At 70.9% G+C, this 19,006-nt stretch carries 17 protein-coding genes; 11 read left to right on the plus strand and 6 right to left on the minus strand.

The features are described 5' to 3' along the window. Positions 1-7: 7 nt before the first annotated feature. Positions 8-2,740 carry a cation-translocating P-type ATPase gene (locus B5D60_RS15850; RefSeq protein ID WP_078701055.1) on the minus strand — a complete coding sequence of 911 codons (2,733 nt, stop codon included), beginning with the start codon at positions 2,738-2,740 and terminating at the stop codon, positions 8-10. 162 nt (positions 2,741-2,902) lie between these two features. Here B5D60_RS15850 and B5D60_RS15855 point away from each other — a divergent pair, with 162 nt between their 5' ends. Next, positions 2,903-3,400 (plus strand): DUF1269 domain-containing protein, encoded by a 498-nt coding sequence (locus B5D60_RS15855; RefSeq protein ID WP_078701056.1) that lies wholly within the window; start codon positions 2,903-2,905, stop codon positions 3,398-3,400. Positions 3,401-3,403: 3 nt separating this feature from the next. On the opposite strand, the gene B5D60_RS15860 is transcribed toward B5D60_RS15855, so the two are convergent. Continuing rightward, positions 3,404-3,859, minus strand: coding sequence for a DUF7144 family membrane protein (locus B5D60_RS15860; RefSeq protein ID WP_078701057.1), 456 nt, complete (start codon positions 3,857-3,859; stop codon positions 3,404-3,406). A 167-nt stretch (positions 3,860-4,026) separates the two neighbouring features. On the opposite strand from B5D60_RS15860, the gene B5D60_RS15865 reads away from it, so the two are divergent. The 4 genes from B5D60_RS15865 to B5D60_RS15880 are packed head-to-tail and all read left to right on the plus strand — an operon-like array spanning position 4,027 to position 7,828. Further along, positions 4,027-4,464 (plus strand): DUF7144 family membrane protein, encoded by a 438-nt coding sequence (locus B5D60_RS15865; RefSeq protein ID WP_078701058.1) that lies wholly within the window; start codon positions 4,027-4,029, stop codon positions 4,462-4,464. 34 nt (positions 4,465-4,498) lie between these two features. Further along, on the plus strand, positions 4,499-5,572 hold the full coding sequence (locus B5D60_RS15870) for an AI-2E family transporter (protein WP_078701059.1): 1,074 nt from the start codon (positions 4,499-4,501) through the stop codon (positions 5,570-5,572). Positions 5,573-5,580: 8 nt separating this feature from the next. Then, the gene (locus B5D60_RS15875; protein WP_078701060.1) at positions 5,581-6,495 is read left to right on the plus strand and encodes a YhjD/YihY/BrkB family envelope integrity protein; all 915 of its coding nucleotides are present in this window, start codon (positions 5,581-5,583) and stop codon (positions 6,493-6,495) included. A gap of 52 nt (positions 6,496-6,547) precedes the next feature. Further along, positions 6,548-7,828, plus strand: coding sequence for a hypothetical protein (locus tag B5D60_RS15880; protein ID WP_078701061.1), 1,281 nt, complete (start codon positions 6,548-6,550; stop codon positions 7,826-7,828). Here B5D60_RS15880 and B5D60_RS15885 read toward each other — a convergent pair. Genes B5D60_RS15885 through B5D60_RS15895 form a run of 3 tightly spaced genes read right to left on the minus strand, consistent with a single transcriptional unit; the run spans position 7,782 to position 9,079 of the window. Beyond that, entirely contained in the window at positions 7,782-8,324 is a 543-nt protein-coding gene (locus B5D60_RS15885; protein ID WP_078701062.1) for a potassium channel family protein, read from the minus strand. The genes B5D60_RS15880 and B5D60_RS15885 overlap by 47 nt on opposite strands. Before the next feature lie 3 nt (positions 8,325-8,327). Next, positions 8,328-8,606 carry an SHOCT domain-containing protein gene (locus tag B5D60_RS15890; protein ID WP_078701063.1) on the minus strand — a complete coding sequence of 93 codons (279 nt, stop codon included), beginning with the start codon at positions 8,604-8,606 and terminating at the stop codon, positions 8,328-8,330. Positions 8,607-8,641: 35 nt separating this feature from the next. Continuing rightward, the gene (locus B5D60_RS15895; RefSeq protein ID WP_078701064.1) at positions 8,642-9,079 is read right to left on the minus strand and encodes a DUF6325 family protein; all 438 of its coding nucleotides are present in this window, start codon (positions 9,077-9,079) and stop codon (positions 8,642-8,644) included. Between the two features lie 212 nt (positions 9,080-9,291). On the opposite strand from B5D60_RS15895, the gene B5D60_RS15900 reads away from it, so the two are divergent. From B5D60_RS15900 to B5D60_RS15915, 4 genes are all read left to right on the plus strand, one after another. Beyond that, on the plus strand, positions 9,292-9,555 hold the full coding sequence (locus B5D60_RS15900; protein WP_078701065.1) for a hypothetical protein: 264 nt from the start codon (positions 9,292-9,294) through the stop codon (positions 9,553-9,555). Then, positions 9,552-9,767 (plus strand): hypothetical protein, encoded by a 216-nt coding sequence (locus B5D60_RS15905; protein ID WP_078701066.1) that lies wholly within the window; start codon positions 9,552-9,554, stop codon positions 9,765-9,767. Before B5D60_RS15900 ends, B5D60_RS15905 begins: the two co-directional genes overlap by 4 nt. 2 nt (positions 9,768-9,769) lie before the next feature. After that, the gene (locus B5D60_RS15910) at positions 9,770-11,917 is read left to right on the plus strand and encodes a LuxR family transcriptional regulator (protein WP_153303066.1); all 2,148 of its coding nucleotides are present in this window, start codon (positions 9,770-9,772) and stop codon (positions 11,915-11,917) included. A gap of 100 nt (positions 11,918-12,017) precedes the next feature. Beyond that, a complete protein-coding gene (locus B5D60_RS15915; protein ID WP_078701068.1) occupies positions 12,018-14,675 on the plus strand; it encodes a LuxR C-terminal-related transcriptional regulator in 2,658 nt (885 codons plus the stop codon). A gap of 27 nt (positions 14,676-14,702) precedes the next feature. Here B5D60_RS15915 and B5D60_RS15920 read toward each other — a convergent pair whose 3' ends face one another. Continuing rightward, positions 14,703-17,072 (minus strand): arylsulfatase, encoded by a 2,370-nt coding sequence (locus B5D60_RS15920; RefSeq protein WP_078701069.1) that lies wholly within the window; start codon positions 17,070-17,072, stop codon positions 14,703-14,705. 131 nt (positions 17,073-17,203) lie between these two features. Between B5D60_RS15920 and B5D60_RS15925 the strand changes: the two genes are divergently transcribed. Then, on the plus strand, positions 17,204-18,175 hold the full coding sequence (locus B5D60_RS15925) for a formylglycine-generating enzyme family protein (RefSeq protein WP_078701070.1): 972 nt from the start codon (positions 17,204-17,206) through the stop codon (positions 18,173-18,175). Between the two features lie 9 nt (positions 18,176-18,184). Then, entirely contained in the window at positions 18,185-18,994 is an 810-nt protein-coding gene (locus tag B5D60_RS15930; protein ID WP_231948912.1) for an aldo/keto reductase, read from the plus strand. The last annotated feature ends 12 nt before the right edge of the window (positions 18,995-19,006 follow it).

Raw genomic sequence — 19,006 nt, forward strand, 5'->3', positions numbered from 1 at the left:
GCGCGGGTCAGGCTGTCGTGGTGCGACGGCTGCGGAGCACGAGCTTCACGATCTCCTCCACCACCACGAGCGAGGCCGCCAGGCCGATGCACGTGCACCACTGCTCGAACGTCATCGCTGTGGTGCCGAAGATCCGCTGGAGGAAGTCCAGCGACGTGATCAGGACGATCGCGACCAGAGCGATCCCGTACCGCCGCAGCTGCGTCACCGCCGGCAGCGCGTCGCGGTCGAAGATCGTGTTCTCCTGGTCCCGGCTCAGCAGGGCACCGGCCAGGTGGAACAGCGAGAGCGTCGTCAGCAGCATCGTCGCGCCCAGCACGGCGTCCTCCCAGTCGGCGCCGATCTGGTAGGCGGCGAGCGATCCGGCCGTCATCACGGCTCCCTGGATGCACAGCCGGATCCAGTTCGCGCGCGACAGCACCGGCGCGCCGACGGGCCGCGGCGGGCGCGCCATCAGCCCGCGCGCCGGCTGGTCGAAGCCCAGCGCGATCGCCAGCGGGATGTCCACGACCATGTTCAGCCAGAGGATCTGCAGCGGGTTCAGGGGAGCGCCGTCGGCGATGCCGATGACACCGGCGACGAGGAACACCGCGATGTAGGCCACCAGCGTCGACATCTGGAAGCGCAGGTACTTGAGCAGGTTGTCGTACAGCGTGCGGCCGTACGAGACCGCCTCCACGATCGTGGCGAAGTTGTCGTCGGTGAGGATCATGACGGCGGCCTCCTTGGAGACCTCCGTGCCGGTGATCCCCATCGCCACGCCGATGTCGGCCGTCTTCAGGGCCGGGGCGTCGTTCACACCGTCGCCCGTCATCGCGACGACCTCGCCCCTCTGCTGCAGCATGCGGACCAGGCGCACCTTGTCCTCCGGCGCCACGCGGGCGACGACGCCGATGTCGTCCAGGCGGCCCATGAGCTCCTCGTCGGACATCGCCGCGAACTCGGCGCCGGTCACGGCCTGCCCGGTGATCCCGAGCTCCTTCGCGATCGCCGCGGCCGTGGAGGCGTGGTCGCCCGTGATCATGCGGACGCGGATCCCGGCGTCGCGGCACTCCGCGATGGCGGCCTTCGCCTCGGCCCTCGGCGGGTCGACGATGCCGACCATCGCGAGCAGCGTCAGGTCGTGCACGTGCTGGATGAGGTCGCCGCCGGCGCGCACGACGCCGGGGTCCAGATCGCGCTGTGCGACGACCATGACCCGTTCGCCGGCGGCGGCGATCTGGTCGTTCGCCTCGAGCGCGAGGTGGCGGTTGTCGTCGGTGATCGGCACCACGGACCCGTCCGGCCGGCGCAAGGTGGTGGCCCGGTCGATCAGCACGTCGGGCGCGCCCTTGACGTAGCAGCGCACCACGGGAGAGCCGTCGTCGGCGGTCATCTCGTGGAAGGTCGCCATGAACTTGTACTCGGAGTCGAACGGGACCTCGGCGACCCGCGGGTGAGCCGCGCGGGTCTCGGTGATGTCGAGGCCGCCCTTCGCTCCGAGCACGATCAGTGCCCCCTCGGTGGGGTCGCCGATGAGGCTCTCGCCGTCGAGCACCGCGTCGGCGCACAGCACCATCGGCAGCAGGTAGGGGTCCAGGTCGAGTGCCCCGCCGCCGACATGACTGATCTCGCCCGTGGTCGCGTAGCCCTCGCCCGACACGGTGAACCGGTGGTGGCCAGGGATGACCAGCTCGCGCGCCGTCATCTTGTTGAGGGTCAGCGTGCCGGTCTTGTCCGAGCAGATCGCCGAGGTCGACCCGAGGGTCTCGACGGCGGGAAGGCGCTTGACGATGGCGTGCCGGTTCGCGATCTCGCGGGTGCCCATCGAGAGCAGCGCCGTCACGACGGCGGGCAGGCCCGTCGGGATCGCGGCCACCGCCAGCGCCACGCCGGTGATGAACAGGGTGTCGAACGACTCCCCGCGGGCCAGGCCCAGCAGCAGGACGAGCACGAGCGCGATGCCGGCGATGCCGGCGATGATCTTCGACAGCGAGTCGAGCTGCTTCTGCAGGGGCGTCTTGCCGATCGAGGTCCCCGCCAGCAGGTTGGCGATGTGGCCGATCTCGGTGGCCATCCCGGTGGAGGTGACGATGAACTCGCCACGGCCCCGGGTGACGGCCGTGTTCATGTAGACCATGCAGGTGCGATCCCCGAGCGGCACCTCGGCGCCCTCGACGGGCCGGTCGGACTTGCCGACGGGCAGGCTCTCGCCCGTGAGGGCGGCCTCCTCGATCTCCAGGGTCGCGGCCAGGGACACCCGGCCGTCCGCGGGAATGCGGTCACCGGCCTCGACGAGGACGATGTCGCCCGGGACCAGCTGCTCCGCGTCGACCTCGATGGCGCGATCGTCGCGGCGGACGCGGGCGATCGTCTTCATCATCTGCGACAGGGCCTTCACGCTCGCCTCGGCCTTGGCCTCCTGGCGCAGCCCGATCACCGCGTTGAAGACGGTCAGGCCGGCCAGCACGACGGTGGTCCCGGTCTCCCCGGTGACGATCTGGTTGATGAGGGCCGCGGCCAGCAGGATCACCTGCATGAAGTCCTGGTACTGGCGCAGGAAGGCCCGCCAGCCCGGCTCGGTCGTGCCCTCGTCCAACCGGTTCGGGCCGACGCGGTCGAGCCGCGCCGCCGCCTCCTGCTCGCTCAGGCCCGTCGCCGGGACGACGCCCAGGGCCAGCGCGACGCGAGAGGCATCGGCGCTGACGGGATCGAGGTCGGGTGGCAGCAGATCGCTCGTCGTGCGCTGGTCCGTGGTCATGGAACATCCTCCCGTCGCCGCGAGCGGGTTCGCGGGCATCGGCTCCGTTCGCCTGAGCATGGGCGGGAGGCGATCTTCGCGCCTCATCCCCGATGGGTGAAGCGATCCACCGGTCGTCGCGATGCACTCGGGAGGACATCACCACCGCGAAGGAGACCGACCATGGCCCAGGCGACACTCACCGTCTGGAAGTTCGCGACGCCCGAAGGCGCCGAACGAGCTTCCGAGACGCTCCAGCGGCTCAGCCGGGAGAACGTCATCACGCTGCACGACGCCGCCACCGTCTCGTGGCCGGAGGGCGCAAAGCGGCCGAAGACCCACCAGCTCCACTCGACCACCGGATCAGGGGCGCTGGGCGGGAGCTTCTGGGGCATGCTGTTCGGGCTGATCTTCTTCGTGCCGCTGCTCGGCGCCGCGATCGGCGCGGCGACCGGGGCCCTCGCGGGATCCCTGACCGACGTCGGCATCGACGACGGGTTCATCAACAGGATCCGCGACGAGGTCACCCCCGGGACGTCCGCCTTGTTCGTCCTGACCTCGGACACCGTGCTGGACAAGGTCAAGCAGGCATTCACCGACCTCGGCCCCTCCGAGCTGGTGTTCACGAACCTCAGCTCGGAGCAGGAGAGGGCGCTGCGCGAGGTCTTCGGCGCCGAATGACCGCTACGCGTTGCGCAGCTCGTCACCGTGCACGATCACGGCCCAGATCACGAGGAAGCTGATCGTGATCATCAGGACGGACCAGAACGGGTACGCGGCCATGAACGCGAAGTTCACGATGATGCTCAGCATGGCCACCAGGACCGCCACGATGCGGGCCCAGGTGGCGCCGGACATCAGCGAGAGGCCTGCGAGCGCGACGATGATGCCCCCGATCAGGTGCGCCCAGCCCCATGCGGTGTAGTCGGCGCTGACGACCAGGCCGCTGCTGGCCACGACGAAGTACTCGTCCTTGAACAGCGCGACGAGGCCGGTGATGGCGTGCAGGACGCCGAGCAGCAGCAGCATGAAGGCGGCGAAGTAGACCCAGCCGGCCCATCCGGAGACGGAGGACGGCTGGACGGTCTGGTAGTCGGATGACGGAGTCGTGGGCCCGGCGGGCTCGGCAGTACGGGACATGATGGTGCCTTTCTGGTGAGGCTTCCTCCAGTCTTGGAGCCTGCGCGAGCCACCTGCCTCACCCCTCACGGATGATCCGCTCACCGTGCCATGCGCGCTTGCATGGCAGGAGGATCCGACGGACCCCGGCCAGAAGGTCGCCACCGACGTGAGAAGGACGCAGCGACATGACCACAGCGCGCACGACCCCGCAGAGCTCCGGGGGAGCAGCATTCGGATTCATCGCGTTCGCCGCCGTGATGATGATCATCATGGGCGTCTTCCACGTCTACATGGGGATCGTCGCCCTCGCGAAGAGCGAGTTCTACGTCAAGGTGCCGAACTACGTCCTCGAGGTCGACGCCTCGACGTGGGGCTGGATCCACCTCGTCGCCGGCGTGATCGTCGTGATCGCCGGCTTCGCGATCTTCTCCGGGAAGGGCTGGGCGCGCGGCGTCGGCATCGCCCTGGCCGCGATCAGCATGATGCTGAACTTCGCCTTCATCCCGTACTACCCGATCTGGGCGCTGCTCGTGATCGCGCTGGACGTGTGCATCATCTGGGCCCTCGTGGACCGCGGCACCGAGTTCGGCGCCCGGAACGACTCCTCCCGCGGGCTGATGTGAGGGACGGCAGACCCACGACCTCAAGGAGGCCCGTATGAGCATCGAGAGTGACGCCGGCTCCGGCGTGTCCGGCCGTACCGTCTCCGGCGTCCTGACCTTCGTCGTCGGGGCGGCGGCGCTCACGATCGTGCTCGGCGGGGTCCATGCCGTCTCCGGGATCATCGGGCCCGTGTTCCTCGGACTCGTGCTCACGGTGACGGTGCACCCGATCCGCCGCCGACTGGAGCAGACCCGGCTGCCCGAGTGGGCGGTCTCGTGCCTCATGCTCCTCGCCGCCTACCTGCTCATCGTGCTGATGACGCTCGCCCTGATCGTCTCGGTCGCGCAGCTGGCCTCGCTGCTCCCGCAGTACACGGCCGACATCACCACCACGATCGAGGAGGCCGTCTCGGGACTCGAGCGCCTCGGCGTCGACCAGGACCAGATCGACAAGGTCGTGCAGGCGATGGACCCGTCGCAGCTGGTCGGCCTCGTCGGCTCACTGCTCTCGGGCACGCTCGGTGCCCTGACCGACGTCTTCTTCCTCTTCACGGTCCTGCTCTTCATGGCGTTCGACACCAACGGAGCCCGGAACAACCTCAAGGTGCTCGGATCGCGCTTCGACGCTCTCGTCACGGCTCTCGGGCACTTCGCGATCGGCACCCGCACCTACATGGCCGTGGCAGCGGTCTTCGGGCTGATCGTGGCGGTCATCGACGGCGCCGCGCTGTACGCCATCGGGGTGCCCGGTGCGTTCGTGTGGGCCGTGCTGGCCTTCGTCACGAACTTCATCCCGAACATCGGCTTCGTCATCGGCCTGGTCCCGCCTGCGGTCATCGCGCTGCTGGAGGACGGGCCTCGGCTGATGCTCGCGGTCATCGCCATCTACTGCGTCGTCAACTTCGTGATCCAGTCGATCATCCAACCGCGGATCGTGGGGGAGAGCGTCGGCCTGTCCCCGACACTCACGTTCCTCTCGCTCGTCTTCTGGGCGTGGCTGCTCGGTCCGGTCGGCGCGCTGCTGGCCGTCCCGCTCAGCCTGCTCATGAAGTCCCTGCTGATCGAGGCCGATCCGCGGCTCTCGTGGGCGCTGCCACTGATCTCCGGCCGGCCCGAGTCCTCGGGCTGAGACCGGCCATGGGCTACGACGTGGACGGGGACGGGTCGCCGCTCGCGGACGTGCTGGAGCGCCGCGTGGACGCGGTGATCGAACGGCTGCCGGGGTGGGCCAGGGGTCCCGTGGACTGGTTCCTCTCCACCTGGATCGGGCGGACCCTCCTGCGGGTGGCCGGTGCGTGCGTGCGCGTGGAGATCTTCGACCGTGCCATGACGATCGCCGCGCAGTTCTTCAGCTCGATCCTGCCGTTGCTCATCGTGGCCGTGACCTTCCTGGGATCGGGCTCGGAGCAGATCTCCGACGTGATCGGGGCGACAGGGTCGTCCGAGGAGCTGATCGACCAGGCGGTCCGCGGGTCGAGCACCGCCGCCTTCGGCGTGGTCGGCGCGCTGCTCGTCCTGGTCTCGGCCACCAGTCTGTCCCGCGCGCTGACCCGCGCGTTCGCCGTGGTCTGGCAGGTCGAGCGGCCCCGGATGAGCCTGCGTTCGGCCTGGCGCTGGTTCGCCGTCGTGATGGTCCTGCTCATGGCCGTGGTGGTCGTGCAGAACCTGACCCAGCGCGCGGGGGTCCTGCCGCCGCGGTTCCTCTGGCCCACGGCACTCTCGTTGGCCACCGACGTCATCGTCGCGATCTTCGTGCCCTGGGTGCTGCTGGCCGGTCGCGTGGTCGCGCGCTGGATGGTCCCGGGGGCCGTCGCCTTCGGCCTCGTGATGATGGTGGTCCGGCCCGCCGCCGACGTGTGGCTGCCGTGGGCGCTCGACGTCAGCGCCGAGCGCTACGGGCCCATCGGCATGGCGTTCACCTACCTGGCATGGCTCTACGTCGTGGCCTTCGTGTTCATCGGGACGGCGGTGATCGGCCAGGTGGTCGTGAGCGACCGCGGCCGGGCGGGCGCCTGGCTGCGCGGCCAGCACGGTCTCACCCAGGAGGCATGATGCCCACCACCGCGAACCCCGCGAGAATCGCCGGAGCGGAAGGAAGATCCCGATGACCCAGGACACCGTGCAGGAACCCCACGCCCCTCTCGAGCCCCGAAGGCCCGACGACACGTCGCGGGGCCGCTCGGTCGCCGCCGTGCTGTGCCTCGTGATCGCCGCCGTGCTGACCACGCCCGCGGCGATCGCCTACTGGGGCCAGCGCACGCTCAACGACGGCGAGCGCTACGTCGAGACCGTCGGACCGCTCGTCCAGTCGCCCGAGGTGCAGGAGGTGCTGGCCACGCGGGTGACGACCGCCATCACCGATCAGGTCGACATCGAGGGCCTCCTCGACCAGGCCTTCGCCGGACTCGCCGACGAGGCCCCGCGGCTGGAGCTGCTCGCCGCCCCGATGTCCGCCGCGATCAACGGCGCCATCGAGCGCCAGGTGCGTGCCTTCCTGGCCTCCGACGCGTTCGCCGACATCTGGACGCGGGTCAACATCCGGGCCCAGCAGGCCTTCCAGCGGATCCTCGAAGGGGGCGACGGGGGAGCGGTGTCGCTGCAGGGCGACGACGTCGTCCTCGACGTGTCCGAGGTCGTCGACGAGGTGAAGGCCCGACTCGTCGACCGAGGGATGACCTTCGTCGAGAACGCACCGATCCCCGAGAGCGACCGCCAGATCGTCCTGATGGAGGCGCCTCGCGTGCAGCAGCTGCGCACGATCTACGCCTTCAGCGACCCGGTGGCGCGCTGGGCGCTCCCGGTCGTCGGCGCCCTCTACCTCGGGGCCATCGTTCTCGCCCGGCGCAAGCCGCGGATGACGGTCGCCGTCGGCATCGCGATCGCCGTCAACGCATTCGTGCTGGCCATCGCCCTCGCCGTCGGGAAGCAGCTGTTCGCCGACGCGCTCGCGGACACCTCGTTCGGCCCGGCGAGCACGGCCTTCTACGAGACCCTGTCGGCCTACCTCGAGCAGGGGCGCCAGGTCGTCCTGCTGCTCGGTCTGACCCTCGTGGTCGCCGGCTGGTTCCTGGGGACGACGCGTTCGGGCACTGCCGTCCGCACGGCGGTCGGCGGCGGCCTCGAGCACGTCGGCGCCACGGTGCTGGGCGAGAGGCTCGGCCTCGGCTGGCACTGGGTGACCGACAACGTGGCCTGGCTGCGCTTCGTTGCTGTGGGCCTCGCGGCCGTGGTGCTCGCCTGGGGGAACGACATCTCCCCGGAGCGGTGGTGGTGGTCGCTGGCGCTGGCGCTCGTGCTGCTGGCCCTGCTGCAGGTCCTGGTGGGTGCCGGACGGGCCGTCAGGCCGGATCGGGACGCTCGTCCCGGGCCGACAGTCCCCGCCTAGCCGCCGTGGCGAAGATCCTGACCACGGCGCCGAGGACGACCAGGTCGAGGATCATCTGCGTCGTGACCGCCACGCGCATGGCCTCCGACTGCGCCACGATGTCGCCGAAGCCGACCGTGACGAAGGTCGACACCGTGAAGTAGAGGGCATCGGTGTGGTCCAGCTGCTGGCTGAACGCGTCTGGGTCGTCCAGCGATGCCGAGAGGTACCCACGGGCGAAGATCAGCAGGAAGACCGGGATCGCGAGCGCGAGCGCCTCCGCGGCACGGATCACCGGGAAGTCGGACCGCACGATGATCGGCACCTGGACGGCCACCACCGCGGCGAAGACGCACAGCGAGGCCAGGAACCAGGGCAGATCACTGCCGACCTCACGAGCCGGGATCTGGTAGTAGGCGGTGACGAGGACCGTCACCGCCACGACCACCCGCGCGGTGGCTCGCCGGACGAGGGCCCACGCCTCACGTCGGGCGGGGTCGGATCGCGGGCGCCTCATGACTCACATCTGCGCGAGGATCCGTGCCTTCTGTGCGGCGAACTCCTCGTCCGTCAGCGTTCCGGCCTCGTGGAGCCGGCCCAGGTCACTCAACAGGGCGATCGGATCGTTCGCGGGCGGAGCCGGAGCTGCCGGGGGAGGCGGAGGGGCGGCCTCGTACTGGGGTGCGGGCGCCTCCGCCGCCCAGCGCGATGCCTGGCGGCGAGAGACGCGGTTCGAGACGGCGGTGGCCGTCCCGGCGATGGCGGCGGTTCGGGCGACGCCCCTGATGAGTCCTGGCATGGTCGTGTTCCGTTCTGATCGGTGGATCGGTGGGCTCAGCCGGCGGCTTCGGCCGCGTCCAGCGCCTCGGCGATGTCGTCCAGCGGGATGAACCCCGCCGCGACCAGCTCTGCGCCGCTGCGCCGGAGGGCGCTCACGAAGGGGGCCGCCCAGCGGTTCTCGTAGAGCAGCACTGCCGCGGCGCTCCCCGGGGTGAGGACGTCTCCCGCCTCGCGCAGGTCGTCCTCGCCCAGCAGGTCCGAGGACGCTCCCTCGAACACCGCGAGGTCGAGCTCGCCGTCGCCGTCGAGGTCGGCGATCGCCAGTGCGCTGATGGTCCCGTCCTCACCCTTCATCACGAAGGCCAGGTCCAGGACCCGGATGGTTCCGCGTTCTGTGAGGGCGACCAGCTCGCGCAGTCCCTCGCCGGTCATCTTCGCGCCGGGATACTCCACGACCAGGTAGCCGACCGGTCCCCATTCGACCTCGTCCATGACGATGCCGCCTTCCGTTGGACTGAAGGACGCGCGGTGATGCGCGTCTCGCTCACGGTAGGAGCCGCAGGCCTGCGCGGGCCTCATCCTTGGGGGACGAACCGGGGAGGTCGCGCGGGGACCGGCCGGGCGCGAACTCATCTGGTCGTGACGATGAGGCGAGGCGGTGCGACCAGCCAGACTGCATCCACGAGACGTCTGGAGGTCGGCTCATGACGAAGGAACGCCCGCAGAAGCAGGTGTTCGAGGTCCGGATCGAGGGCAGTGTTCCCGACGACGTCCTGCTCGAGCTGAACGACATCCAGGTCGTCACGCGCGAGCTGCGCACCTCGGTGCGCGCCAGCATCCGCGACCAGGCCGAGCTGCACGGCTTCCTCGCCCTGCTGCGCACCTACGGCCTCGAGGTCGTCGAGGTGCGACGGGTCGTCGTTGCCGAAGGCGACCCGAACGAGGACCAAGGCGAGGAGGAGCCGTGACGACCACCGAGTACGAGCTGACCATCGACGGAGGTCTCGGCCCGGTCCTGCGGAACGCACTCGGGCCCGACCTCGAGGCACGGACCGGCACCTACACGACGCTTCGCGCCGAGTCCACGAGTGACCTCGCCTCTCTGCTGGCTGCGCTCCACGCACGCGGACTGCGCATCGAATCGGTCTTCATCGTGGAGCCGCCCGCCGCTACTCTCTGAGCATGACTGGTGACCCGCAGGGGTCCGGGGTGGGGGTCAGCCGCGGCTCGATCATCGAGGCCGCACGTGCTGGGTCGGCACGGGTCGTCGGCGTGACGGCCCCGGCCGGGTACGGCAAGTCGATCCTCCTGGCCCAGTGGGCCGGTGCCGAGCACCGGGTCGTCGCGATCGTGAGGCTCGACCGCTCCGACGACGACGTGGACCGGTTCTTGGATGTCCTGGCGACCGCGTTCTTCAACGCGGTCCGCACGCCCGAGTCCTCCCGGACCACCACGGCGCCGGGCGCGTGGGTGGTCGGGGCACACCGGCTCGCCGCGGCGATGAGCGCCTGCCGGCGACCCTTCGTGCTCTTCATCGACGATGTCCACGTGCTGCGCTCGCCCTCGTGCCAGGAGGTCCTGCGCATGGTGGTCGCCGCCGTGCCGTCGGGCTCGCAGGTCGTGACGGCGAGTCGTCATTCGCAGCCGCACCTCTCGCGACTGCGGGCCGGAGGCGACGCGGCGGAGCTCACGAGCGACCAGCTGGCCTTCGGCATGCGGGAGGCACGTGCCGTGTTCGCGAAGGCGGGCGTCGAGCTGGACCGGGCGGAGGCCGAGCGTGTCGTCGTCGCCACGGAGGGGTGGCCCGTGGGCATCGCCCTCGCCGCGCGCGCCGGGCTGCCGTCTCCCTCGGCCGTCCGCGGAGACGATCGGCACATCGCGGACTACTTCGAGGCCGAGGTCCTCGCCCCGCTGACGCCGGCGCTCCGGGCGTTCCTGCGACGGTCCGCCGTCCTCGACCGTCTGGGTGGTGGTGTCTGCGACGCCGTTCTCGCGCGCCGGGACTCGGCGGCCCGTCTGCGGGAGGTCGAGTCCTCCGTCCTGTTCGTCGCGCCCGTCGGGCCGGGGCGGAGCTGGTATCGCCATCACCGCCTCTTCCGGGAGTTCCTCCTCGCGGACCTGCGGCGCGAGGACACCGACGTCGTCCGGGGTCTGCACGGTCGTGCTGCCGGCTGGTTCGAGTCCGCCGGGGCCCCGGAGGTCGCGGTGGAGCACCTACTGACCACCGACGAGCACGACTGGACGGCCCGGCTGGTCGGGTCGACCGCCCCCAGGGCCTGGCAGGCGGGCGAGGTCGCCACCGTCGAGCGGTGGCTCGCCACGCTCGGGGACGACCAGATCGCCGCGCATCCGCGTCTCGCCGTCGTCCAGGGCTGGGTGGCGACCCTGACCGGACGCCCCGCGGTCGCCGAGCGTTGGCTCGCCCACCTCGATGGAGAGTCCACGCTCGAGACGGCACTCGCTCCGGAGGTGGCCATGCTGCGCTCGGCGATGTGCCCCGGCGGCCCGGACCGCGCCCTGCGGGACGCCCGGTTCGCCGTCGAGAGCCTCGACCGCTGGAGTGGCCGGCGCATGGTGGCGCGCGCGCTGTGCGGCGAGGCCCACCTGCTGCTCGGCGAGTCCGACGAGGCCGTGGAGTCCCTCGAGAGGGCCGCTCGCCAGGCGCAGCAGGAGCGCCGTCACGACGTGGCCATGAGCGCGCTGGCGACCCTCGCCTGGATCTCGATGGATCGCGGCGCCTGGGACGAGGGGGCCGATCACGTGCGCGGCTGCCTCGCGGCACTCGAGGCGCTGCGACCGGCGCCGCACCCGTCGACCCTGCTCGCCCACGCGGCGTCCGCCCGGGGGCACCTGCGCCGCGGCGACTCCTCGGCGGCCGTCCGGGACCTCGCGTCGGCAGTCGCCACGCGCGGCGTGAGTACCTACGCTCGACCGTTCCCCGCGGTGAAGGGCCGCCTGGAGACCGCGAAGCTCCTCTGGGCCACGGGCGACCACGCCGGCGCGCGCGCCCTGGTGCGCGAGCTCCACGACATCGTCCTGGAGCGGCCGGACGTGGGCGTCCTGCGTGGCGAGTTCGACGGCTTCATCGAGATGATGCAGGGCGGTCCCGAGCCGGGCCGCGACACCGTCACCGCCCCGCTGACGCCGGCGGAGCTGCGCGTGCTGCCCTACCTGCAGACCCACCTCACCATCGCCCAGATCGGCGAGCGGCTGTTCGTCTCGCGCAACACCGCGAACTCCGAGATCGCCTCCATCTATCGCAAGCTCGGGGTGTCGAGTCGTGGCGATGCCGTCGTGAGGGCGACCGTCCTGGGCCTGCTCAGCCAGTGAGCCGCCTCACCGAACCCAGGCATCACACGGGCTTCATACGATTCGTGTGATCTGGCGCCGATTCTCCGTCACTAGCGTGCTTGCAGGGGAGGCGGAAGCTATGGTGACACGTCCTTCGAATGACCCGGCAGATCATGATTCGTCTTGGTACGGCGCCACCTTCGGTGGCTGGCCCGGTCTTCCGGAGCGCCCGCGCCAGTTCGTCTCGCGGCCGCGACTGCTCGACCAGCTCGACAGCGAGCCCAGCGCCTCGCTGATCCTCGTCAGTGCCCCCGCGGGGACGGGCAAGACCTCGCTGGTCGCCGACTGGGCCTCGACCCGCACGCCCGGGCGGCTGGAGTGGATCACCTTCGACCCCGGCGACGTGCTGTGGCCGTCCTTCGTCGACGCGCTGGAGCGGCTGGGGATCGCCCTGCCTGCGTCGTCCGCGCCCTCCGGCGACGCGGGCCTGGACCCACGGATGCGCCGCGACCTGGCTCTCGCCCTCGCCTCCGCCCCCGATCCCGTGACGCTCGTCGTCGACGGGTACGAGGTGAGCTCCGCGACCGTCGCCGCCGACCTCGACTTCCTGCTGCGGCACTCCGGTCACCGCCTCCGGCTGGTGCTGCTGACCCGATCCGATCCCGTGCTGCCGCTGTACCGGTACCGGCTCGAGGAGTCGATGATCGAGCTCCGGATGGCCGATCTCGCCCTGGGCGACGACGAGGCCGCCGGCCTCCTGGACCAGATGGGCGTGCGTCTCACGCGCGACTCGGTCCAGGAGCTCAATGCCCGGACCCGGGGCTGGGTCACCGGGATGCGATTCGCGGGAAAGCTGCTGCTCGACCACGACGACCCGGACGCCGACATCGGCCAGGTGATGGGGGAGAGCGGCAGCATCGCGGAGTACCTCATGGGCGAGGTCCTGGCCGACCTGTCGCCGCGGGACCTGGACCTGCTGATGGCGCTGAGCGTGCCGGACATCATCGAGCCGGGCCTGGCGCACGCCCTCGCCGGTGAGGGCACCGACCGAGCGCTGTCGTCGCTCGCGCACGTGAACGTCTTCCTCGAGACCGTGCCGGACCGTCGCGATCACTACCGCTTCCACCCCTTCTTCCGCGACCTGCTGCGAGCCGAGCTGGGATACCGGTCGCCGGAGACCTGGGCGCTGCTGCAGCGCAAGGCCGCGCAGTGGTACGCCGCGGAGGGCCTGCTGGCCCCGGCGGCCCGCCACCACGCCTCGATCGGGGCATGGGAGGACGTCGCGCGGCTCGTGACCGAGCACGACGCCTGGGCGGAGCTGCTCCTGGCCGACCGGACCCACCCACTCGTCCAGGTCCTGCGTGCCGTGCCGGCGGACGTCGAGGCACCTGCCGCCGTCCTCGTACGTGCGACGCTCGCCCTGGCCACGCGGGAAGGCGAGCGATTCGACGGCGAGATGATCCGGTTCGCGGCCGCCGAGGGCGAACGCGGCACCGACGTCGACCTGGCGCGAGCCCGGGCACTGCTGCTCGCCCTGCGGGCCCGCGAGGCCGCCGACCCGGGGGAGGCGCTGGCTCTCGCCGACGCTGCGGAGGAGATGCGGGGGGACCTCACGCGGCGCGACTCGGCGCTGGTGCCGCTCGTGCTCGCGACGAAGGGCATCGCCCAGGTGCGTCATGGGCTCACGGCGGACGCACGGATCAGCCTGCGTGAGGGAGCCGTGGCCGCCGATCGCAGCGGCTCGCCCAGCCTCGTCGTCGAGTGCCTCGGACTGCTGGCGCTCGTGTCGTGCTGCGAGGGAGATCTTGCCGTCGGGTCGTCCGCCGCGGCACACGCGGTCCGGGCTGCCCGTGATGCCGGCATCGCCGTCGAGGACCGCCCCGCTGCCGCGGAGATCGCGTTGGCCTGGGTCGCCGTCGAGCACTTCGACCTGCGCGCGGCCACCGATCACCTGAAGGCGGCCGAGTCCTCGCGCTTCGTCCTGCAGGATCCCGCCTCGCGCACGCTCCTCGCGCTCGTGAGGTCGCGACTCCGTGCCGCCCAGGGCGACCGGGGCGCCGCCGTCAGTGGCGTCACCGCCGCGCTCGACGCCCTCGCGGAGGCCGATCGTTGGCTCGGCGCACGACTGCGCGTGGAGCTCGCGGCGTGGCTCGTCGCGCGCGGCGACGTGCAGACAGCGCGGGAGACGATCGATGGCCTTGACGATCCCACCGTCGCCGGCGCGCTCGCCCTCGTAAGGGCCCAGACGGACCTCGCCGCCGGGAACGACGCGGGCGCGGCCCTCGCAATGGGGGAGGCCCGCGATCCGGCGGCGCCGGTGGCCGTTCGTGTCGCCGCGTCACTCGTGGAGTGCGCGCGGCTGTTGCGGACCGGGTCCGGAGTGCAGGCCCACCGAGTGGTGCTGGAGGCACTGGTGCTCGCCCGCCCCATCACGCTCCGTCGGCCCTTCCACGAGGCTCCGGCACCCGTGCGCCAGCTGGTGCTCCAGGACCGCCAGCTCGCTGCCGCGCACGCCTGGCTGTTCGAGCGGTCCGGTGCGCCGATGACCCGTCCGCCCGTTCGACGTCCGTCGGAGCCCGTCGGCCCGACCGCGCCGGTGGAGCAGCTGACGGAGAAGGAGACCGAGGTCCTGGGCCACCTCGCCGCGCTCCTCACCACCGAGGAGATCGCCGCGGAGATGTACATCTCGGTCAACACGGTGCGGACCCACGTGCGGAACATCCTGCGCAAGCTCGGGGTGTCCCGCCGCAACGCCGCGGTGCGCATCGCGCGCGAGCTCGAGCTGCTGCCCTCCTGAGGGCCGTCGTCCTGCGGCGTCAGTCGCTCACTGCCGTGCCAGCACGATGCGCAGCATCTCCTCGGGGGAGAGGTGATGATCCGCGTCCTCGGCGTCCTCGCCGACGGCGATCTCCACCCAGTGCACCTCACCGGTGAAGTGGTTCGGAACGGGGTAGTCGTCGGCCACGAGAGCGCCGTCCTCGCGTCCGACGTCGCACGTGTCGTCAGCGGAGAAGATCATGGCGGCGGTGGCGTCGACCCGGCCCTCGCCGACCTCGTCCCCGTCGACGTAGAGGCTCACCGTGCCGCCCTTGCCCAGCCCGGGGCCCTCGTAGTCGAACTCCATCCGCACCTGGTGACGGCCGGCCGACAACGCCGGATCGCTGCCGACGTAGTAGCGGTGGATGCCGAACAGGTTGTAGCAGTACCGGAGCCGACCGTCCTTCACATAGAGGCTCCACCCTCCGATGCTGCCGCCCTGCGCGATGATCACACCCTGGGCGTCGGCCGCGACCGTGACCTCGGCCGTCACGGCGTGGGACGCGTTCTTGATGCTGACCACCGAGTGCTCGGAGAGACGTCCCATCCCGGCATAGAGTCGCTGGCGATTGCCGTGGACCAGCTGGGGCCGGCCGCTGACCTGCGCCGACAGGCGCTCCGCAGCGCGATCGTCCAGGGGCAGCACCTGATGGCGAGCCGCCTCGATCAGGAAGAGTCGCTGCAGCTCGTGCAGCTTGTCCGGGTGCCTCTGCGCCAGGTCCTCGCTCTGCGTCCAGTCGGTGTTGGTGTCGTAGAGCTCCCAGACGTCGTCGTCGAAGGCGGGAACGTCCTCGCCCATCAGCAGCCAGGGCGTCTTGTGCCGCGTGACGGCAGTCCACCCGCGGTGGTAGACGCCGCGGTTGCCGAACATCTCGAAGTACTGGGTCTCGTGCCGGTCCGCGGCGGTGCCGTCGTCGAACGAGTACCGCATGGAGACGCCCTCCATGGGCGTCTGCTGCACGCCGTGGACGAAGGTGGGCTCGGCGAGGCCGGCCGCCTCGAGGATCGTCGGGGCGACGTCGATGACGTGGGCGAACTGGGACCGCACCGCTCCGGTGGCCGTGAACCCTCGGGGCCAGTGCACGATCGCTCCGTTGCGCGTGCCGCCGAAGTGCGAGGCGACCTGCTTGGTCCACTGGTACGGCGTGTCCATCGCGTGGGCCCACCCCACCGAGTAGTGGCTGTAGGAGTCGGGGCCGCCGAAGTCCGCCAGCTTCGACATGAGGAACTCCGGGGTCTCCAGCGCGGCCGCTCCGTTGAAGTTGATCATCTCGTTGTAGGTGCCGTTCATGGTCCCTTCGGCCGAGGCGCCGTTGTCGCCGATGATGTAGTACACCAGCGTGTCCTCGAACACGCCGAGGTCGTCCAGCGCGTCCAGGAGCCGTCCGACGTGGTGGTCGGTGAACTCCAGGAAGGCGGCGTAGACCTCCATCTGACGCCGCAGCACCGGCAGCAGCTCCGTGGGCATGTCGTCCCATGCGGGAATCTCGGCCGGGCGAGGCGTGAGCTGGGCATCGGCGGGAATCACGCCGATCTCCTTCTGTCGCGCGAAGATCTCGTCGCGCAGGACGTCCCAGCCGTCGTCGAACCGGCCGGCGTACTTGTCGATCCACTCCGCGGGCACGTGGTGCGGAGCATGTGTGGCGCCCGGGGCGAAGTAGGCGAAGAACGGCTTGTCGGGCATGAGCGACTTCTGGCGTCTCATCCACCCGATCGCCTTGTCGGTCATGTCGCCCATCAGGTGGTAGCCGTCCTCGGGCGTGCGGTCGGGCTCGACCGGCGTGGTGCCCTCGTAGAGCGCCGGGTGGAACTGATGGGCCTCGCCGCCGATGAAGCCGTAGAAGTACTCGAACCCGCTGCCGGTGGGCCAGTTGTCGAACGGCCCCAGCGGGCTCGTCTCCCAGACCGGGACCTCATGGCACTTCCCGAACTGGGCCGTGGAGTAGCCGTTGAGCTTGAGGATCTCCGCCAGAGGGGCGCAGGTGTTGGGGCGGCGCGAGTCGTAGCCCGGTGCCGAGGTGGCGATCTCGGTGACGCCGCCCATGCCGACCGTGTGATGGTTCCGGCCGCTGAGAAGCGCGGCCCTGGTCGGCGAGCACAGGGCCGTCGTGTGGAACCGGTTGTACTTCAGCCCTGCCGACGCGAGCCGCTCGGCGTGGGGTGTCGCGATGACGCCTCCGAAGGCGCTGGAAGCCCCGAAGCCGACGTCGTCCAGCAGCACGACCAGCACGTTCGGCGCGCTGGTGGGCGGACGGATGGGCCTGATGGGCTCGTGATGCGTGTCCGGATCCTTGGCGTCGTAGGTGACCAGGCCGACGGGCGGCCGGTCGGGCACTGGCAGCACATCTCGTCGGGTCGCGTCGTCGTTCGCAGGCATGGGCAGACTCGTTCGGTCGGAGACCACTCGAGGGCGGCGGTCGATGATGCCAGCGTGTGCGCAGCGGGCCGAGGTCTCGTCATCCGCCTGGGATGATTCGGTGAGTTCCGAGGACGTCCGAGGATGGCGCCATGACGGACGATCGCCCGGCGCCCTGTTGCGTGCCGGGCCGGCCGGGGGCGACTCCGCGGCACCACGACCTCGGCCCGCTCCCACCTCCCGCGGAGCGCCGCGGCGTGCGGCAGGTCCAGGTGCCCGGAGGCCTGACCTCCATGGGAGATCCGTTCGGCGACGGGGACCCGAACGACGGTGAGACTCCCGTCCACCGAGTGCGCCTCCAGGACTTCTGGATGGATCACACCGCGGTGACCAATGACGCCTTCGCGGCGTTCGTCGACGCCACCGGTCACGTGACCGATGCGGAGGAGCTCGGCATCTCGGCCGTGTTCGAGGCGAGCTTCGCCGGCAACCCGGGCGACGTGGTCGGTCGCGCTGCCCACACGCCGTGGTGGCTCGCGGTGACCGGTGCCGGCTGGCGCACGCCCGAGGGGCCGGGATCGGACCTCGCCGACCGCGGCGACCATCCCGTCGTCCAGGTCTCGTGGAACGACGCGCAGGCCTATGCCGCGTGGGCGGGGAAGTGCCTGCCGAGCGAGGCCGAGTGGGAGTACGCCGCCCGCGGTGGGCTGGAGGGCCAGCGGTATCCGTGGGGGAACGACCTCACCCCGGACGGCCAGTGGAGGTGCAACATCTGGCAGGGCGTGTTCCCGAGGGTCAACCGCGGCGACGACGGCCACCTCGCCACGGCGCCGGCAGCGGCCTACGAGCCGAACGGGTACGGACTCCACCAGATGGTGGGCAACGTGTGGGAGTGGTGCGCCGACTGGTTCGACGCCCGGTACTACGGGGAGTCGCCACCGGCCTCACCAGCCGGGCCCGCGGCCGGAACGACCCGGGTGATGCGCGGTGGGTCCTACCTCTGCCACGACTCCTACTGCAATCGCTACCGCGTGGCAGCGCGCTCCCGCAACACCCCCGACTCGGCGTCCGGCAACCTGGGCTTCCGGTGTGCCAGCCGGGCCGAGGGGTCCGAGTCGTCCTAGAGTCTCATCGTGAGCCTCACACTCCCGCCGGTCGGCTTCGGCACGTACAAGCTCAACGGCCTGAGCGGCGTCGACGCGATCGTCTCCGCCCTGCGCACGGGCTACCGGCTGCTGGACTCGGCCATGAACTACGAGAACGAGGGCGCCGTCGGCACCGCGGTCCGCAGCTCCGGCGTCCCTCGCGACGAGGTCGTGGTGACGTCGAAGCTGCCCGGTCGGCACCACGCGTACGACCTCGCCGTCACGTCCATCGAGGAGAGCGTGCTGCGCACGGGCCTGGACCACCTGGACCTGCACCTCATCCACTGGCCCAACCCCTCGCGCGACCTCTACGTGGAGGCGTGGCAGGCCCTCATCGACGCACAGCGACGTGGTCTCGTGTTCCACATCGGCGTGTGCAACTTCCTGCCCGAGCACCTCGACCGGCTCGAGCGCGAGACGGGCGTCCTGCCCGCGGTGAACCAGATCGAGCTGCACCCCTACTTCCCGCAGGTCGAGGCCCTCGCGCACCACCGGGACCGGGGCATCGCCACCCAGGCCTGGAGCCCGCTCGGCCGCAAGAGCGACCTGCTCGAGAACTCCGTCGTGACCGCGGTCGCGCGCGAGCACGGGATCACCCCGGCGGAGGCGGTCCTCGCGTGGCACGCCGCGATCGGCACGGTGCCGCTGCCCAAGGCGTCGTCCCCCGAGCGGCAGCGGCAGAACCTCGCCGCCGTGGAGCTCGAGCTCGATCCGGCCGCGGTGGAGCGGCTGACGGCGCTGGGCCGGCCGGACGGGCGGCTGTTCGACGGTGATCCGGCCACCCGCGTCGAGGACTGAGCGGCAGCGACC

Origin of the sequence: Aeromicrobium choanae (assembly GCF_900167475.1) — a bacterium.
Lineage (GTDB): Bacteria > Actinomycetota > Actinomycetes > Propionibacteriales > Nocardioidaceae > Aeromicrobium > Aeromicrobium choanae.